At 72.4% G+C, this 17,657-nt stretch carries 17 protein-coding genes and 1 pseudogene; 7 read left to right on the top strand and 11 right to left on the bottom strand.

Features of this window, described 5'->3' with window-relative positions:
* Positions 1-87 precede the first annotated feature (87 nt).
* Positions 88-912: a DUF1684 domain-containing protein gene (locus tag IEZ11_RS07815; protein ID WP_189261879.1), complete on the top strand. Its 825-nt coding sequence runs from the start codon at positions 88-90 to the stop codon at positions 910-912.
* 186 nt (positions 913-1,098) lie between these two features.
* Here the strand turns inward: IEZ11_RS07815 and paaE are convergent, their stop codons facing one another.
* From paaE to IEZ11_RS07780, 7 genes and pseudogenes are all read right to left on the bottom strand, one after another.
* Positions 1,099-2,211, bottom strand: a complete 1,113-nt coding sequence (gene paaE / locus IEZ11_RS07810; RefSeq protein WP_189261878.1) for a 1,2-phenylacetyl-CoA epoxidase subunit PaaE — start codon at positions 2,209-2,211, stop codon at positions 1,099-1,101.
* Positions 2,211-2,726, bottom strand: coding sequence for a 1,2-phenylacetyl-CoA epoxidase subunit PaaD (gene paaD, locus IEZ11_RS07805; RefSeq protein ID WP_189261877.1), 516 nt, complete (start codon positions 2,724-2,726; stop codon positions 2,211-2,213). Before paaD ends, paaE begins: the two co-directional genes overlap by 1 nt.
* On the bottom strand, positions 2,720-3,550 hold the full coding sequence (gene paaC / locus IEZ11_RS07800; RefSeq protein ID WP_189261876.1) for a 1,2-phenylacetyl-CoA epoxidase subunit PaaC: 831 nt from the start codon (positions 3,548-3,550) through the stop codon (positions 2,720-2,722). The genes paaD and paaC overlap by 7 nt, the downstream gene beginning before the upstream one ends.
* Before the next feature lie 9 nt (positions 3,551-3,559).
* Positions 3,560-3,850 (bottom strand): 1,2-phenylacetyl-CoA epoxidase subunit PaaB, encoded by a 291-nt coding sequence (paaB, locus tag IEZ11_RS07795; protein ID WP_189261875.1) that lies wholly within the window; start codon positions 3,848-3,850, stop codon positions 3,560-3,562.
* A complete protein-coding gene (gene paaA / locus IEZ11_RS07790; RefSeq protein ID WP_189261874.1) occupies positions 3,847-4,818 on the bottom strand; it encodes a 1,2-phenylacetyl-CoA epoxidase subunit PaaA in 972 nt (323 codons plus the stop codon). Before paaA ends, paaB begins: the two co-directional genes overlap by 4 nt.
* On the bottom strand, positions 4,815-5,045 hold the full coding sequence (locus IEZ11_RS07785; RefSeq protein WP_189261873.1) for a hypothetical protein: 231 nt from the start codon (positions 5,043-5,045) through the stop codon (positions 4,815-4,817). The genes paaA and IEZ11_RS07785 overlap by 4 nt, the downstream gene beginning before the upstream one ends.
* A gap of 75 nt (positions 5,046-5,120) precedes the next feature.
* Positions 5,121-5,480 (bottom strand): annotated as a pseudogene (locus tag IEZ11_RS07780) (thiolase family protein); the annotation flags it as partial.
* Between the two features lie 108 nt (positions 5,481-5,588).
* On the opposite strand from IEZ11_RS07780, the gene paaI reads away from it, so the two are divergent.
* The 3 genes from paaI to IEZ11_RS07765 are packed head-to-tail and all read left to right on the top strand — an operon-like array spanning position 5,589 to position 7,917.
* A complete protein-coding gene (gene paaI / locus IEZ11_RS07775; RefSeq protein WP_189261872.1) occupies positions 5,589-6,020 on the top strand; it encodes a hydroxyphenylacetyl-CoA thioesterase PaaI in 432 nt (143 codons plus the stop codon).
* The gene (gene paaK / locus IEZ11_RS07770) at positions 6,017-7,363 is read left to right on the top strand and encodes a phenylacetate--CoA ligase PaaK (protein ID WP_189261871.1); all 1,347 of its coding nucleotides are present in this window, start codon (positions 6,017-6,019) and stop codon (positions 7,361-7,363) included. Before paaI ends, paaK begins: the two co-directional genes overlap by 4 nt.
* Before the next feature lie 41 nt (positions 7,364-7,404).
* Positions 7,405-7,917, top strand: coding sequence for a GNAT family N-acetyltransferase (locus IEZ11_RS07765; RefSeq protein ID WP_189261870.1), 513 nt, complete (start codon positions 7,405-7,407; stop codon positions 7,915-7,917).
* Positions 7,918-8,199: 282 nt separating this feature from the next.
* Here IEZ11_RS07765 and IEZ11_RS07760 read toward each other — a convergent pair whose 3' ends face one another.
* On the bottom strand, positions 8,200-9,264 hold the full coding sequence (locus tag IEZ11_RS07760) for a glycoside hydrolase family 5 protein (protein WP_189261869.1): 1,065 nt from the start codon (positions 9,262-9,264) through the stop codon (positions 8,200-8,202).
* Positions 9,265-9,623: 359 nt separating this feature from the next.
* Between IEZ11_RS07760 and IEZ11_RS07755 the strand changes: the two genes are divergently transcribed.
* Complete coding sequence (locus IEZ11_RS07755; protein ID WP_189262212.1) at positions 9,624-10,616, top strand: LacI family DNA-binding transcriptional regulator; 993 nt, start codon at positions 9,624-9,626, stop codon at positions 10,614-10,616.
* Here the strand turns inward: IEZ11_RS07755 and IEZ11_RS07750 are convergent.
* Complete coding sequence (locus IEZ11_RS07750; RefSeq protein WP_189261868.1) at positions 10,582-12,153, bottom strand: FAD-dependent monooxygenase; 1,572 nt, start codon at positions 12,151-12,153, stop codon at positions 10,582-10,584. The two genes, IEZ11_RS07755 and IEZ11_RS07750, sit on opposite strands and share 35 nt — an antisense overlap.
* A gap of 239 nt (positions 12,154-12,392) precedes the next feature.
* On the opposite strand from IEZ11_RS07750, the gene IEZ11_RS07745 reads away from it, so the two are divergent.
* Complete coding sequence (locus tag IEZ11_RS07745; RefSeq protein ID WP_189261867.1) at positions 12,393-13,349, top strand: GlxA family transcriptional regulator; 957 nt, start codon at positions 12,393-12,395, stop codon at positions 13,347-13,349.
* Positions 13,350-13,469: 120 nt separating this feature from the next.
* Positions 13,470-14,465, top strand: coding sequence for a type I glyceraldehyde-3-phosphate dehydrogenase (gene gap / locus IEZ11_RS07740; RefSeq protein WP_189261866.1), 996 nt, complete (start codon positions 13,470-13,472; stop codon positions 14,463-14,465).
* Between the two features lie 64 nt (positions 14,466-14,529).
* Here the strand turns inward: gap and IEZ11_RS07735 are convergent, their stop codons facing one another.
* Together IEZ11_RS07735 and IEZ11_RS07730 are read right to left on the bottom strand one after the other, a co-directional pair.
* Positions 14,530-16,134: an MFS transporter gene (locus IEZ11_RS07735; protein WP_189261865.1), complete on the bottom strand. Its 1,605-nt coding sequence runs from the start codon at positions 16,132-16,134 to the stop codon at positions 14,530-14,532.
* Positions 16,135-16,468: 334 nt separating this feature from the next.
* Positions 16,469-17,593 carry a ThuA domain-containing protein gene (locus IEZ11_RS07730; protein WP_189261864.1) on the bottom strand — a complete coding sequence of 375 codons (1,125 nt, stop codon included), beginning with the start codon at positions 17,591-17,593 and terminating at the stop codon, positions 16,469-16,471.
* Between the last annotated feature and the right edge of the window lie 64 nt (positions 17,594-17,657).

Genomic DNA, 17,657 nt, shown 5'->3' with positions numbered 1-17,657 from the left:
TCACACCTGGACCGGAATGCGGGTTCACGCGTCCCCGTTCTGACTGGCACGGCTGTTGCCGAGTCCCGCCCGACGGAAAGAGGACGCATGACGACCGAGGCCATCACGACGGATACCCGCGCCTTCACCGAGAGCTGGCAGGACTGGCACCGCGCCCAGGAGGCCCGGATCTCCGCCCCGCACGGGTTCCTGGCCATCACCGGTCTGCACTGGCTCGACGACCGGCCGCAGCGCTTCCCCGACGCCCCCGGCGCCTGGCACACGGGCCCCGACGGGGTCGTCGTCACCCTGGACGACGGGGAGGAGCTGGTCGTCGACGGCACCCCGGTACGGGGTGAACACCGCTTCGGTGTGCTTCCCGAGCGCGGCGGCGTCGACGCGGTCTGGGGCGACGCCGTCGTCGAGGTCGCCAAGCGCGGCGGCAACGACATCGTGCGCCCCCGGCACCCGGACGCCCCGCTGCGCACCGCCTTCACCGGAACACCCGCCTACGCCCCCGACCCGCGCTGGGCCGTGACCGGCCGCTACGTCCCCTTCGCCGAGCCCCGGCCGACCACCGTGGGCGCCGCGGTGGAGGGCCTTGAGCACGTGTACGACGCCCCGGGCCGGATCGAGTTCGAGCTGGAGGGACGGCAGCTGTCCCTGACCGCGTTCCCGGGACGCGGTCCCGGCGGGCTGACGGTGCTGTTCACCGACGCGACCTCCGGGGTCACCACGTACGCGGCCAACCGGGTGCTGTCCGTCGGGCCGCCCGCCGCGGACGGCACGGTGGTCGTGGACTTCAACCGCGCCGCGAACCTGCCGTGCGCGTACACGGACCTGGCCACCTGCCCGCTGCCGCCGGCCGGGAACCGGCTGCCGGTGGCGGTCGAGGCCGGTCAGAGGATCCCGCGCGAGCGCGGCGGATCCTGACCGGGCGGCCGTGCCGAGGGGCGGCGGGCCCCGCGTCCCGCCGCGCGGCACGCACGATATCCCCGGCACCGGCGCGGGACCAGGCCGTCCCGGTCGGAACAGCGGGCCGCCGGTGGCGAGGCCTGCAGCTCCTCGGGCGGCTTCCTTCGCGGTCAGCCGTCCGGGGGTGCGCCCCGCGGTGGCCGGTCAGCTGTCGTAGTCGACCGTCAACGACTCGGAGACCGGGTACGACTGACAGGTCAGGACGTAGCCGGCGTCGACCTCTGCGGGTTCGAGGGCGTAGTTGCGGCGCATGTCGGCCTCGCCGTGCGTGATGCGCGCCCGGCAGGTCCCGCAGACGCCTCCCTTGCAGGCGAAGGGCAGGTCGGGGCGGACGCGCGCGGCGGAGTCGAGGATGCTGCTCCCGCGGGGAAGGCGGGCGGTGGTGGAGCGGCCGTCCAGGGTGACGGTGACCTCGCTGGCCGGGCCGGTCGCCACCGCCTCCTCGTGCCGGAGGGGTTCGATCGGCTCGTCGGCGAAGAAGAGCTCCCGGTGGACCCGCCCGTCGGGGACGCCCAGTTCGGCGAGCACCTGCTGTGCGTCGAGGACCATGCCGTGCGGGCCGCACAGCCACCAGTGGTCGGCGCCCGCGATGTCGACCAGGCCCGCGACGAGCGCGCCGAGCCGGTCGGCGTCCAGGCGGCCGGAGAGGAGTTCGGCCTCGCGGGGTTCGCGGGAGAGGACATGGACGAGCTGGAAGCGGGTGGGGTACTCGTCCTTGAGGTCGGCCAGTTCGTCGGCGAACATCACGGTGTCGGTGCGCCGGTTGCCGTAGAACAGCGTCACCTGCGAGCGGTCGTCGGCCGCCAGGACCGACTCGGCGATGGACATCATGGGGGTGATGCCCGAGCCGGCCGCGACGAGCACATGGTGGCCGGGCACCGTGAGGTCGGGGGTGAAGGCTCCGGTCGGGGCCATGACCTCGACGGTGTCGCCCGCCCGCACCTCGTGGACCAGCCAGGAGGAGAAGAGCCCGCCGGGCACCTCGCGGACGCCGACGCGGGGCGGGGCGCCGGCCGGCGAGCAGATCGAGTAGGAGCGCCGCTCGTCGCGCCCGTCGATCTCACGGCGGAAGGTGAGCGACTGGCCGGGGCCGAAGGCGAACTCCTCCGCCAGGGCCGCGGGGATGTCGAAGGTGACCGCCACGGCGTCCTCGCACAGGGGCCGGACCGCGGCGACCCGCAGGGGATGGAAGGCTGGGCGGCGCCGGCGTGCTGTCGTCGCGGGAGCACCGGCGGTCGGTGCCGTCAGCTCTGCCATCAGATCTCCTTGACGTACTCGAACGGCTCCCGGCAGCTGAGGCAGCGCCACAGCGCCTTGCAGGAGGTGGCCGAGAACCGGGAGGTCTCCTCGGTGGCGGCCGATCCGCAGCGGGGACACGGGACCGTGCGCCGGGTCGACGACAGATCCAGCGGGACGGGGCCCGCGGGGCGCCGCGGTGCCCGGTGGGGCGGTGCGATGCCGTGTTCGGCGAGTTTGCGGCGCCCTTCGGGGGTGATCCAGTCACTGGTCCACGGCGGGTCGAGGACCGTGCGGATCTCCACGCGGCCGAAGCCGGCGTCCCGCAGCCGGGCGGCGACCCCGGCCCGCATCTCGGCCATGGCGGGGCAGCCCGAGTACGTGGGGGTGAGGCCGGCGACCACCGTGCCGTCCGGTTCGACGGTGACGTCCCGCAGCACACCGAGGTCGGCGAGGGTGAGCATGGGGAGCTCCGGGTCGGGCACCTGTTCGGCGATGTGCCGGGCCCGCCGGGCATCGGCCAGGACGGTCACCATGTCGCCTCCGGGTGGGCGCGGGCCACACTCTGCAACTCGGCCAGCAGCGGGGCGAGATGACCGGTGTGCTCGCCGTCGCGACCCTGACCGGGCTCGAAAGGAGCACTCGGCATGGGGAGTCCGGCCGCGTCGAGGACCAGCTGGAGGTCGGCCAGCACCGCGTCGCGCACGTCGTGGGCGGCGAACAGGTCCTCCCAGTAGGGGGCCTGTGCTTCCAGGGCCGCGAGCATCCGCGCACGGGACTCGTCCGTGCCGTCGCCGAGGCGTACCACCCACTCGGCGGCGTACTGCCGGTGGTAGGCGAGCTCCTTCACTCCCTTGGCGGCGATCGCCGCGAGCACCGGGTCGGGTGCCGAGGCCAGTTCGGTGAAGTGGGCGAGCCGCCAGCCGGCGAACACCAGGAGCCGCAGGACGGAGAAGGCGAAGTCGCCGCCCGGGAGTTCGGCGAGGCGTACGTTGCGGAAGTCGTCGGGGTCGCGGAAGTAGGCGTAGGCGTCCTCGCCGCGGCCGGTGCCGTCGGTCTGGCCGGCACGGGCGTACAGCAGGCGGGCCTGGCCGAGCAGGTCGAGGCCGATGTTGGCGAGCGCCACCTCCTCCTCCAGCTCGGGGGCGCGGGTGACCCATTCGGCGAGCCGCTGGGCCAGGACCAGGGCGTCGTCGCCGAGCGCCAGGCACTGGACGGCGAGTTCGGCGGCGTCGGCGCCCTCGGGCACGGCGGTGTCCACGCCGTACAGGGGGTCCTCGAAGCCGGTGCCGAAGGCCCAGCGGGCGTCGCTGTCGTCATGGCCCTCGGCCAGGGACAGGTAGACGTGGTCGTCGCTCATCACCGGCTCCTAGATGTGCGGGACATCGTCGGGGATGTCGTAGAAGGTCGGGTGCCGGTAGACCTTGTCGGCGCTGGGGGCGAAGAAGGGGTCCTTCTCGTCGCGGGTGGAGGCCGCGATGTGCTCGGAGCGCACGGCCCAGATGCTGACGCCCTCGTTGCGCCGGGTGTACAGGTCACGGGCGTGGGTGAGGGCCATCCGGTCGTCGGCGGCGTGCAGCGAGCCGACGTGGACGTGGTTGAGGCCGCGCTTGCCCCGGATGAAGATCTCGTACAGGGGCCAGTTCTCGGAGTCGCTCATGCCACTGCCTCCTCGCGGGCTCGGGCGGCCTGCTTGGCGGCGTGGGCACTGGCGGCCGCACGCACCCAGGCACCTTCCTCGTGCGCGGCCCGGCGCCGCGCCACCCGTTCGGTGTTGCACGGGCCGTCGCCGCTGATGACCGCCTTCAGCTCGGACCAGTCGGGGGTGCCGAAGTCGTGGTGGCCGCGCTCCTCGTTCCAGCGCAGTTCGGGGTCGGGCAGGGTCACGCCGAGCCTGGCCGCCTGCGGGACGGTCATGTCCACGAACCGCTGACGGAGTTCGTCGTTGCTGTGCCGCTTGATCTTCCAGGCCATCGACTGCGCGGAGTTGGGCGAGTCGCCGTCGGGCGGACCGAACATCATCAGGGAGGGCCACCACCAGCGGTCCACCGCGTCCTGGACCATCTCCCGCTGCTCGTCGGTGCCGCGCATCATCGTCATCAGCAGCTCGTAGCCCTGCCGCTGGTGGAAGGACTCCTCCTTGCAGATCCGCACCATCGCGCGGGCGTAGGGACCGTAGGAGCTGCGGCACAGCGGCACCTGGTTGCAGATCGCCGCGCCGTCCACGAACCAGCCGATCACTCCGACATCCGCGAAACTCAGGGTGGGGTAGTTGAAGATCGACGAGTACTTCTGGCGGCCCTCGATCAGCCGTTCGGTGAGATCCGCGCGGTCGGCGCCCAGGGTCTCGGCGGCCGAGTACAGGTACAGACCGTGACCGGCCTCGTCCTGGACCTTCGCCAACAGGATGGCCTTGCGGCGCAGCGACGGCGCGCGGGTGATCCACTCACCCTCCGGCTGCATGCCGATGATCTCGGAGTGCGCGTGCTGGGCCACCTGCCGGATCAGCGTCCTGCGGTATCCCTCCGGCATCCAGTCCCGCGGCTCGATCCGCTGGTCACGCCCGATCGTGGCCTCGAACTGGGACTCCAGATCCTGCTCGGCGCCGCTGCCGGCCGCTTCAGTCATCTCCACCAACTCCCAACCGACCATTCGTTCGGTTCATCATACGGCGCGCCCTCCCCGGTCTGGCAAGGGCCTACGCCGATCAGGGCCACGGGCGGCACGGCGGCCGCGGCGCGCAGTGGGCCCACGAGGCTCGCCTCCTTCTCCGGATCCTTCTCCGGATCCTTCTTCGCGTCCCGCTCCACGTTCGTCCACGCGTTCGCCGTCGGCACGTTCTTTGACGCGTTCATTGATGCGCTCCTCCTCCCCCTCGAAGAACACGGCCCCGGCCAGGCCATCGGCGACGGGGCGAGCCGCCGGCAGGCTCACACCCGCTCCACGAGCAGCGCGACGCCCTGGCCCACGCCGACGCAGAGCGTGGCCAGGCCGCGGCGGCCGTTCTCCCGTTCCAGGCGCCCCAGCAGGGTGAGCAGGATGCGGGCGCCGGAGCAGCCCAGCGGATGACCGAGGACGATGGCGCCACCGTCGGCGTCGACCTCGCCCTCGTCCTCGTCGAGCCCGAGGCGGCCGATCACCGCCGGCGCCTGAGCCGCCCCGGCACTCGCGACCACCAGGGCGGCCGCGCCGTCGGACGGCGGCGAGGAGGAGCGCGCCGTGACGATGCCGTCCGCGCGGAAGGCGGTCCGCGGGGCGCCGAGCTTCTCCGGGGTGATCGAGGGGCGCGGGCACCTCCGCGGCCTGCGGTCCACCTCTTGACATGCAGGTGCGTTGCTGGATTACTGGACCACGCCGCACGCTAACCGAATGTTCGGTCGGTTCACAAGGTGGTGGAAATGACGCTCCAGGTACCCGGGACGACACCTGGCCCCGTCGAGACGATGTTCGCCGCGGACGAGGCCGCCCGGCGGCTGGGTATCGAGCTGCTGGAGCACGGCGAGGGGATGGCCGTGCTGCGGATGACCGTGACCGCCTCGCAGGTCAACGGGCACCGGCTCGCCCACGGCGGCCATGTCTTCCTGCTCGCCGACACGGCGTTCGCCTGTGCCTGCAACAGCCGCGGGCCGGTGACGGTCGCCGCCGGCGCCGACATCGACTTCATCGCCCCCGCGTACGAGGGCGACGTGCTGGTCGCCACCGCGCGGGAACGCGTCCGGTTCGGCCGCAGCGGGGTCTACGACGTGAGTGTCGTGCGCGGCGACGAGGTGATCGCGGAGTTCCGCGGCCGCAGTCGCACCCTCCGCACGCAGCGCGAGGAGCCGCGATGAGCAGCGAAGTGATCGCGCCCGGACCCAGGGGCACCCGCCGGGGAGAGCCGCTTCCCGAGGCGCTGCTGGACGATGCCGAGCGGATGTCCCGCGCGGAGGTCGAGGCGCTCCAGCTCACCAGGCTGCGCACGACGCTGCGGCACGCGTACGACAACGTGGAGCTGTACCACGAGAAGTTCGACGCGGCCGGGGTGCGCCCGGAGGACTGTCACACCCTCGCGGACCTCGCCCGCTTCCCCTTCACGACCAAGGCGGACCTGCGGGACACCTACCCCTTCGGCATGTTCGCCGTGCCGATGTCCGAGGTGCGGCGGGTGCACGCCTCCAGCGGCACCACCGGCCGCCCCACCGTGGTCGGTTACACGGAGAACGACCTGTCGATGTGGGCGGACGTCGTCGCCCGCTCCATCCGGGCCGCCGGCGGCCGCCCGGGCCACAAGGTCCATGTCTCCTACGGCTACGGCCTGTTCACCGGCGGTCTGGGCGCCCACTACGGCGCCGAACGCGCCGGGTGCACCGTGATCCCCGCCTCCGGCGGCATGACCGCCCGCCAGGTCCAGATCATCCAGGACTTCAGGCCCGAGATCATCATGGTCACCCCGTCCTACATGCTCACCCTGCTCGACGAGTTCGAGCGCCAGGGCGTCGATCCCCGCGCCACCTCCCTCGAGGTCGGCATCTTCGGTGCGGAGCCGTGGACGGAGGAGATGCGCCGCGAGATCGAGGAGCGCCTGGACATCCACGCGGTCGACATATACGGGCTGTCCGAGGTGATCGGCCCCGGGGTCGCGCAGGAGTGCGTGGAGACCAAGGACGGGCTGCACGTGTGGGAGGACCACTTCTTCCCGGAGGTGGTGGATCCGCTGACCGACGAGGTGCCGGCCGAGGGCGGGAGCGGCGAGCTGGTCTTCACCTCGCTCACGAAGGAGGCGCTGCCGGTCATCCGCTACCGCACCCGCGACCTGACCCGGCTGCTGCCCGGCACCGCCCGGCCCGGCTTCCGCCGTATCGAGAAGATCACCGGCCGGTGCGACGACATGATCATCCTTCGGGGGGTCAATGTGTTCCCCAGCCAGGTGGAGGAGATCGTGCTGCGCACACCGGGGATGGCCCCGCACTTCCAGATCGAGCTCAGCCGGCGCGGACGGATGGACCACATGACGGTCCGGGTCGAGGCACGGCCCGACGCCGCCCCCGCCGACCGGGAGGCCGCCACCAGGACCATCGCCCAGGGTGTCAAGGACGGCGTCGGCGTCACCGTGGAGGTCTCCGTCGTAGAACCGGGGACGCTGGAACGCTCACTCGGCAAACTCCGCCGGGTCAAGGACCTGCGCAAGCCATAATCCGCTGGCGGGCGGAAGGCCGGGTGCCTACTGTCCTGCCCATGCCCGAGCCGCAGTTGCTCCGTCCGGACCACGCCGCAGCACTCCTCGCCTTCGAGCGGGAGAACCGCGCCTACTTCGCGGCGTCGGTCCCCGACCGCGGCGACGACTTCTTCGCCCGGTTCGACGAGATGCTCCGAGCACGGCTCGCCGAACAGGACGCCGGTATCTGCTACTTCCATGTGCTCATCGGCGCCGAGGGTGAGGTGCTGGGGCGGGTCAACCTGATGGACGTGGCGGACGGGGGCGCCGATCTGGGGTACCGGATCGCGGAGCGGGCCACGGGGCGCGGGCTGGCCACCTCGGGCGTGCGGAAGGTGTGCGAACTCGCGGCCACACGCTACGGACTGACCACCCTGCGGGCCGCGGCCCGGCACGAGAACACGGCGTCCCGAGCCGTGCTGGCCCGTACGGGGTTCACCGTCACCGGCGAGACCTTGCTCTCCGGCCGGCCAGGTCTGACGTATCTCCGCCGCCTGGAGGAGTCCACCGCGGCCGACCGCCCGCCTCGCTGACGCCGGACGATCGCCGCCGGGAGACATCGCGCGGCGCGGTCACGGACGGCCGACTGCGTTTCGGAACCGAACTCGGCACCTCCCGCCCTCGGCGCAGAGGTCCGCACACCCTTGCCGACGGTCGGTTCGCGGCCGCCCAGGCCCTACCGCGCCCCGGGCTCCCCTGCTCCGGCGGTCCGGATCAGGGACGGCACCGGAACAGCACGCCCGGCCGGGCCTCGCGCCGACCGCGGGCCGCCGGGCCGCGGTACCCGTGGCGCACCGCGGCCCTCCCGGAGCAGGTCAGCCGCTCACCGGCCGGCCGCGGCCCCACGCCCAGGCGAGGCGGTCGGCGCCGGACTGGTTGGTGGTGGCCAGCCAGGGCCGGGACGCGTCGCCGATCAGCTTCTGGATCGAGTACGTGTCGTCGGTGCGCAGGCCCGGCCAGTACACCGAGCCCATGCCGAGCTTGCGGAAGGTGTCCGTGTCGGCCTGGATGAAGTTGACGGAGTTGTCGTCGGGCGTCGGCACGTTGTAGTCGAGGCCCGTGGTCATCGGGGCGCCGAACTCGTCGGCGACGGTGCGGCCCGCACAGTCGCCGAGCCGCTCCTTCAGGTCGGCCACCCACTGGTCGTAGGTGGCGTAGCTCTTCCAGAAGCCGTAGTGGTGCAGGGAGAGGTAGGTGCCCTTCAGGCGCGGGTCGGCGCAGACGGTGGTGACGTGGTCGTTGTAGCCGGCGCCGCTCACGAAGACACGGTCGTGCGGGACGGCCGGGTAGGTCGCCAGCCACTTCGCCGCCAGGTCGGCCCATTCGGCGTCGGTGTAGCCGTGCGGCTCGTTCATCGGCTCGAAGTAGACGTGCGGGTCGTGCCGGTAGGCCTTCACCACGGTGTCCCACATGGGCCAGTAGGTGGCCTCGTCGTCGATGAAGCCGTCCTTGTTGGCGCCGGTGCCCTCCCAGTAGGAGACGATCACCTTGAAGCCCTGCGCCGAGGCCGCGTCGATGACCCCGCGGTACGACTTCCAGTAGGAGCCGTTCACCGTGTACGGGTTGATGGGCAGCCGTACGGTGTTGGCGCCGAGGTTGGCGCGGAAGGCCGCGATCACCCGGGTGGCCTTGGCGTAGGTCTGGGCGTAGCTGTCGGAGAGCGACAGGCCGGACAGGACCACCGGGTCGTCGGCGTAGTTGTCGCGCGGGTCGGCCCAGTTGACGCCCTTGAACTGGCTGGTGCCGTGGCCCGGTACGGCGGCGGAGGCCGCGGCGGGGCCGCCGGTGAGGGTCGTGGCGCCGACCGCGGCGATCGCGACCGCCGCGAGGGCGGCGCGGGTGCGGGGGGCGATACGGGTTCTGGCGGGGGTCTTGCGCATCAACGTGCCCTTTCGGAAGACGGCGGCTCGACGCACGGGCTCGGGGCCCGACCGCGTGTTCACGTAAACATCAACGCGGCATGTTCACGTGAACATCGCCCCTGCGGCCGTGCCGGCGGGATCTCCGTCCGGGCTGGTCACGCGGCGATGTTTACGTAAACTCGAAAGCGTCGGAATCGTGGCATCCGCACCTGCGGCCGTCAAGGTTTCCAGCTCCGTAACATCCGTTGTGCGCAGCAGACTTGAAGGGTGGGGCGATGGACCTGAACGGACCGGAGCAGCAGGTCGCGCCGGTCGCGGGCGGTGCGCGGCGGGGCGGGTCGGGGGTGCCCGGCGGGCGCCGCAAGCAGCGGGTCTCCATGGCGGATGTCGCCAAACTCGCCGGGGTCTCCTCGCAGACGGTCTCCCGGGTCTCCAACGGGCATACCGGGGTGATCGGTTCCACCCGGGAGCAGGTGCTGGCCGCGATGCGGGAGCTCGGCTACCGTCCCAACAGCGCCGCCCGTGCCCTGCGTTACGGCCGGTTCAACACCATCGGCGTGATCCTGTTCAGCCTGTCCTCCACGGGCAGCAGCCGGACCGTGGAGGCGATCGCCACGCATGCCGCGGCCGAGGGATACGCGATCACGCTCATCCCCATCGACGTGGCCACGCAGGACAACGTGCTGGGCGCCTTCACGCGGATGGGCGAGCTGGCGGTGGACGCCGTGATCGTCATCATGGAGATCCATCTGCTCGACACGGCCACCGTGCAACTGCCGCCCGGTGTCCATGTGGTGGTCGTGGACTCGGACGCCGGGGACCGCTACGGCGTGGTCGACACCGACCAGGCGGACGGCGCGCGCGGAGCGGTACGGCATCTGCTGGAGCTGGGCCACCGGACGGTGTGGCACGTGTCCGGTCCCGGGTCCTCGTACGCGGCCCAGCGCCGTGCGCAGGCCTGGCGGACGGTGCTGGAGGCGGCGGGACGCCCGGTCCCGGTGCCGTTGGACGGCGACTGGTCGGCCGAGTCCGGTTACACGGCCGGGCTGCGGCTCGCCGAGGAGCCGGACTGTACGGCCGTGTTCGCGGCCAACGACCAGATGGCTCTGGGGCTGCTGCGGGCCTTCCACGAACGGGGCCGGTCGGTCCCGGCGGACATCAGTGTGGTCGGCTTCGACGACACCCCGGACGCGGCCTTCTTCATCCCGCCCCTGACCACCGTCCACCAGGACTTCGCCGAGGTCGGCCGCCGCTGCGTGGAGGGCGTCCTGCGCCAGATCCGGACCGGTGACGACTCCCGGCCGGGCACCGACCTGGTCCCGGCCCGTCTGGTGGTCAGGGACAGCACCGCCCCGCCACGCACGACGTGACGGCGGTCAGCGCGTCGCGCAGGGCCGGGGCGGCCGCCGGGGGTTCGTCCCAGCGGGCGGCGACATGGCCGTCGGGACGGACGAGGAGTGCGCCGCCGTGCGGGCTCAGACCGTACCGGCCGGCGTGTTCGCGGGGCAGCGGCTCGACGCGCACCGGCCAGGGCGCGGTGCTGTGTCGCCGCCAGCGGCCGGGGTCCGGGGTGAGCACGGTGAACCATTCGCCGAACGCGTCGAGTGTGGAGCGGTCGGGGGTGAGCCAGTGGTGCGGCATGCGGTGGCCCGGCTCCGCGGTGGGCACGTACTCGGTGCCGCCGGCCCCGGGCGGACCGGCGCCGTCGCCGAGCACGGCGGCGGAGGCGTACGCCGTGCCGAGCACCAGGCCCAGCTGTGCGAAGTACCTCTCCGACCAGGGCAGTTCGACCGGTGCCGACGCGCCGCTGCACAGCTGTTCCTTCCGCAGCTCCTGCACCTGGACCAGGAGATGGGTGTTGGCGACCGCCTGGCGGAGGGTCTCGCGGGCCACCGGCTGCCGCTCCGTCTCGTACGTCCCCAGCAGGGCGGGGGCGGCCCAGCCCTGGAGCACACCGGCCAGCTTCCAGGCCAGGTTGTGCGCGTCCGCGACGCCGGCGTTCATACCGAGGCCGCCGATCGGCGGGACGGCGTGTGCGGCGTCGCCGGCCAGCAGCACCCGGCCCCGGCCGAAGCGCTCGGCGACGTACGCGGTCATCGACCAGTGCTGGACCCGCAGCACGTCGGCTCGCACGGCGGCACCGGGGCCGAGCGCGTGCGAGACCCGGCCGGACCAGTCGGCCGGCCCGGTGCCGTCGGGCGTGGCGCCGAACCAGGCCCAGCCGCCCTCCGGGTAGAGCGGGGTGAAGGTGCCGTACGCGGTGAAGTAGACCCCGGCGGGCTGGTCCGCGCACCAGCGGGCCAGGTCGGCGTCGAACACGACGGTGGTGTAGTCGCCGAGTGCTCCGGGGCCGGTGGTGGCGATGCCCAGCAGCTCGCGGACGGTGGAGTTCGCTCCGTCGGCGGCGACCACGTACCGGGCCCGGACCCGGGTCCGGGCGCCGCGCTCGGCGTCGACGAGCACGGCGCGGACGCCCTCCGCGTCCGCTTCCAGCGCGACGAGCTCGGTACCGAACCGCACCTCTCCCCCGGCCGCGGCGAGCAGCGTGGGCTCCAGCCGGTCCTGCGAGGTGACCACACCGACGACCGGGCTCTCGACGACCGGGGCACGCACCCCGACCATCGCGGCACTGGCGAAGTCGGGGTCGTAGAGGGTGTCGCGGAAGCGCACCCGGCCGTACTCGGGTGCGAACGCGTCCGCCGTGATCCCGGCGGCGATCCCGAGCTGCCGGAAGATCTCCATGGACCGCACGTTGACCAGGCGGGACCGGGGGAACGGGGACAGCTCCCGGTGCTTGTCGACCAGCAGGGCCGGGACACCCCAGCGGTCCAGCAACGCCCGCAGGGTGAGCCCGACCGGCCCCCCGCCGACGATCAGCACCGGCACCTCTGCGTCCGCTCCAGGCATGACTCCATCATCCGGCCCCGACGGCGGGCCGCGATCATCACGCGCGGGCCTGCACCCGAACGGGTCCCCCCGCACGGACGCGGCCCCGGCGCACGGGCCGGCCTGGCGTCCGCGCCCGCTCCGGCCCACAGGGCGAGGAACGGCGCGGCGGGTCGCACCCGACCGAGGCCGTCGGCCGCGTGGGCCGAGGAGGCGCGGGGCGGGGGGGGCGGGGGGCGCGGCCTCGTACCCTGTTCGGTGTGCCTCCCGTCCGCCTGCATCGTGTCGCCGTCCTCGTGCTGGAGGGGGCGAAGCCCCTGGACGTCGGTATTCCGGCGCAGGTGTTCACGACCCGGGCGAGCATGCCGTACGAGGTGCGGGTGTGCGGTGCGGCGCCCGGTCTGGTCACCGGCGGGGACGGGCTGTCGTACCACGTCGCCCATGGTCTCGACGCGCTGGAGTGGGCGGAGATCGTGTTCGTGCCCGGCTACCGGTTCCCGGACCGGGACGATCCGCCGCCCGCGGTCGTCGACGCGCTGCTCGGCGCGCACCGGCGGGGCGCGCGGCTGGCCGCGATCTCGACGGGGGCGTTCGCGCTCGCCGCGACCGGGCTGCTGGACGGTCGGCGCGCCACCACGCACTGGCACTACACCCGGGCCCTCGCCGAGCGCCATCCGCTGGTCAAGGTCGACGAGAACGTGCTGTTCGTCGACGAGGGCAGTGTGCTGACGTCGGCCGGCGCGGCCTCGGGCATCGACCTGTGTCTGCACATCCTGCGCGGCGACCTCGGGGTGGCCGCCTCCAACCACGCGGCCCGGCGGCTGGTGGCGGCCCCCTACCGCAGCGGCGGCCAGGCGCAGTACGTGCCGCGCAGTGTGCCCGAGCCGCTCGGTGAACGGTTCGCCGCGACCCGCGAGTGGGCGCTGCACCGGCTCGGCGAGCCGCTCGCCCTGGACGCGCTCGCCCGGCATGCGGGGGTGTCGGCGCGCACCTTCTCGCGGCGGTTCGTGGAGGACACCGGGTACACGCCGATGCAGTGGGTGATGCGCGCCCGGATCGACCTGGCCCGGGAGCTCCTGGAGCGGTCGGAGCGCAGCGTCGAGCAGATCGCCGGCGACGTCGGTCTCGGTACCGGGTCGAACCTGCGGCTGCACTTCCAGCGGATCCTCGGCACCACGCCGAGCGACTACCGGCGCACCTTCACCAAGGGCGAGTAGGCCCGGCGCCGGGGGCCGGCCCGGGGGCTGGCGGGATCCTTTCGAACCATGGCGGTCTCGCCGCTGTCACCGGGCGGCGGGGCCCGCGAACCTGGTGGCGTAGCGAAGGGACACCTACTTATGACTCGTATCGCCGTCAACGGATTCGGCCGCATCGGACGCAATGTGCTGCGGGCCCTGCTGGAGCGGGACAGCAGCCTGGAGATCGTCGCCGTCAACGACCTCACGGAGCCGACCGCTCTCGCGCGGCTGCTCGCCTTCGACTCGACGTCCGGCCGCCTCGGGCGCCCGGTGAGCGTCGACGGGGACGTGCTCGTCGTCGACGGGCGCCGCATCAAGGTGCTGGCCGAGCGCGATCCGGCGCAGCTGCCGTGGGCCGAACTCGGCGTGGACATCGTGCTGGAGTCGACCGGCCGCTTCACCTCGGCGAAGGCCGCCCGTGCCCACCTCGACGCGGGTGCCCGGAAGGTGCTGGTCAGCGCGCCCGCGGACGGCGCGGACGTGACGCTGGCGTACGGCGTGAACACCGACGCGTACGACGCGGAGCTGCACACGATCGTCTCCAACGCCTCGTGCACCACCAACGCGCTCGCGCCGCTGGCCGCCGTCCTGGACGAACTGGCCGGTATCGAGCACGGGTTCATGACCACGGTGCACGCCTACACGCAGGAGCAGAACCTCCAGGACGGCCCGCACCGCGACCCCCGGCGGGCCCGTGCCGCCGGTGTCAACATCGTGCCGACCACGACGGGTGCCGCCAAGGCGATCGGTCTGGTGCTGCCGAACCTCGACGGCAAGCTGTCGGGCGACTCGATCCGGGTGCCGGTGCCGGTGGGCTCGATCGTCGAGCTCAACACGACCGTGTCCCGTGACGTGACGCGCGACGAGGTGCTGGCCGCCTACCGGACCGCGGCGGAGGGTCCGCTGGCGGGCGTCCTCGAATACTCGGAGGACCCGCTGGTGTCGTCGGACATCACCGGCAACCCGGCCTCGTCGATCTTCGACTCGGCCCTCACCCGCGTCGACGGCCGGCACGTCAAGGTGGTCGCCTGGTACGACAACGAGTGGGGCTTCTCGAACCGGGTGATCGACACCCTGGAACTGCTCGCGCGCTGACGGGTGCCGACGGGGGGCGGAGCGGTCGGTCACCGGACGGTGGCCGACCGCTCCGTGCCGTGCGTCAGCTCGCGGCCGAGGCGGGGTGCGCCGTGGCTTCCGGCGCCGTCTGCGGGGAGCGTGCCGGGCGGATCCCGATCAGCGCCACGGCGATCACCGCGGCCACCAGCATCCCGATACCGCCGACGAGGGCGCAGGTGTGCAGGGCGTCGGTGAAGCTCGCGCCGTAGGCGGCCTGTGCCTGTCCGGTGCTGGCCGGGGTCTTCAGGTGCAGGAAGGCGCCCGCCTGGATGCCGACGTTGGACACCAGTCCGCTCACCTGGCCCTGGTCGGCCGGGCTCAGCCCGGACGAGGCGAGGTGTCCGGGCAGGGTGGCGAGGGTGCGGTGGGTGAGGATGACGCCGAAGACGGCGGGGCCGAGGGCGCTGCCGATCTGGCGGAGCGCGCTGTTGGCCGCGGCGGCGGTGCCCCCGAGCCGGTGCGGCACGGCGTCCATGGCGATGGTGGTGATCGGTGCCATGGCGAGCGCGATGCCGATCCCGAGGACGCCGATGACGAGGGCGGCCTCGCCGGTGCTGGTGCCGGCCTGGAAGGCGTTCATGAGGAGCGCCCCGATCCCTCCGATCACCAGGCCTGTGACCAGGAGCAGGCCGGGCGTGGCCCGGTTCATCAGCCGTCCGACCAGCGGGCCGAGCACCACGGTGAAGCCGTTGATGGCGATGAGCCGGATGCCGATGTCGAGCGTCGAGGCGTGGTGGACGAGTCCGAAGTACTCGCTCAGCGCGAAGACCAGGCCGACCTGGGCGAACAGGGTGACGGCCATGACGAGCGCGGCTCCGGAGAACGCCGACGACTTGAACAGACGCATGTCCAGCATCGGGCAGGCGGAGCGGAGTTCGACGACGACGAAGCCGGCCGCGCCGAGGGCGGCGGCCACGAAGGCGATCACGACCTGGGCGGACGACCAGCCGGAGCTGCCGCCCTCGATGACGCCGTAGACCAGTCCGGTGATGGCGACGACGGCCAGGAGCTGGCCCGGGATGTCCAGGTGGCGTTCGCGTTCCGCCCGGGAGTCGGTCAGGACGACGGCGCCGAGCACGGCCGTGAGCACGGCGAGGACGAGCGAGGGCAGGAAGATCCAGCGCCAGCTCGTGTGGGCCACGATCACGCCGTTGACCACCGGGCCGAGGCTCAGTCCGAGGCCGAGCGCGGCCGTCCACAGGGCTATCGCGCGGGCGCGTTTGCGGGGGTCCGGGATGACATGGCCGATCAGCGCGAGCGTGGACGGAAGCAGCGCGGCGGTGCCGATACCGGTGAGGGCCTGGCCCACACAGACCTGTACGACGCTGCCGGCGGTCAGGCAGACCAGGCAGCCGAGGCAGAACAGCGCGAGCCCGGCCAGATAGGTCTTCTTGCGGCCGTAGAGGTCACCTACCATGCCGCAGGTCAGCAGGAGTGCCGCGGTCGGCAGGATGAAGGCGTCGGTGATCCACTGGAGGCCCTCGGTGGAGGCGTCGAGTGCCTGCTGCATGACGGGGAGCGCGACGGAGACACCGACGACCGGCAGGTAGGAGACGAACACCCCGAGGCAGGCCAGCAGGATGGTGGCCGTGATGTGCCGGGTGCCGGTGTCGGGCGGCGCGGACGGGGACGAGGCAGGAGAGGACATGGCCACAGGGCACCTCGGAGCAGTGGAGTGACAGGGCGACGTACTCAGGCGGCGCTGGGGTGACCTGTCGACTCCCGATCGACGGGTGCACCGCGGCTCTGCCGCCTGGCCGGCAGCGGGAGCCACGTCATGGCGGCGCCGGCTGCCGTCCGCGCGGCGCCTGCGCGGGCGGGTTCGACCGGAATCTCCATTGACGTGGGTCACTGCTGTCGGGGCAAGCGCTTCGGACCGTATACCGACGTGCTGCCTGCGGAGATGCCCTTGGACCTGCAACCTAAGGTGAACGGCGCTGACGCCTGCCCCTTGCCCCCGTCCGAGGGGAGTGCGGTGCGGTTCAGGAAGGCAGGGTCCAGTTCTGGTTGGCGGCTCCCGAGCAGGACCAGATCTGGAGCCGGGTGCCGTTGGCCGAGCTCGGGCCGGTGGCGTCGAGGCACTTGCCCGACTGCGGATTGACCAGCGAGCCGTTCGTGCCGGTCCGCCAGACCTGTGACCCCGTGCCGTTGCAGTCGTACAGCTGCACCTTGGTGCCGTCGGCGGTGCCGGCCCCGGTGACGTCCACGCACTTGCCGCCGTAGCCGTGGATCGGGCCGGTGGCGCTCGTGGGCGGGGTGACCGGACCGGACCGGCCGGACGCCCACTTGATCTCCTGGAGCAGGAGCTGGTTCTGCCGGTCGCTCGCGAACGTCGACGACAGGGCGGTGTCGGTCGCGTAGTCCATCGCGTTGTGGCCGAAGTTGTTGTAGACCATCCTGTAGTCGCGGTTGGACCAGACGATCGGGTAGTAGCCGCTGTACCAGCTCTGGTCGGGGTCGGTGCCGACCGGGAAGGTGGACGCGGCCATCGAGGCGAGGATGTCGATGGCCGGGTTCTGCCGCAGGTCGTTCTGCCAGCTGTACCACTCGCTCACCGAGGACGTGAGGGTGGACGGGAGGTCGGCGGTCGCGGGGTGCGAGGGGTCGTCGATCTGCAGGGTCTCCTGGGTCGGCCCCCAGGAGTTGCTCCTGAAGGTGCCGGTGCCGAGGAAGGTGTCGTGGTACCAGGGCCAGTCGCTGGAGTCGTCGTTGTACGCGGAGACGTGGAAGCCGATGAAACCGCCGCCGCCCGCCATGTAGGTCCGGAAGGCGGACTGTTGCGACGCGGTGTGCGGATAGTCGTCGAGGAACATGACGACCTGGTAGCCGGCCAGGGTCGAGGCGTTGAGCCGGCTCCAGTCCGTGGTCGCGGTGTAGGTGAAGCCGCCCGCAGCGCCGGCCTGCGGAAACCAGCTGTTGGCCTCGTGGTCGAAGCTGATGTGGGCCGCGTCGTAGGTGCCGTCGTAGAAGGCGATCACGTTGACGGTGGTGGCGGCGTGGGCGTCGTGGCCGACGGGGCCGGCCTGGATGCCGAGCACGACCGCGGCCAGGGCGAACAGTCCTGACAGGGTGCGCGGCCAGGTGAGGTGCGGGTGGGGGGTGATCATGCGAGGGCCTTCCTCATACATGACCACCGGACACATATCCGGCTGAGCCGCATTGAAGGCCCGG

Source organism: Streptomyces fuscichromogenes (assembly GCF_014645815.1).
Classification (GTDB): domain Bacteria; phylum Actinomycetota; class Actinomycetes; order Streptomycetales; family Streptomycetaceae; genus Streptomyces; species Streptomyces fuscichromogenes.
This window is presented reverse-complemented; position numbering and strand designations above follow the sequence as displayed.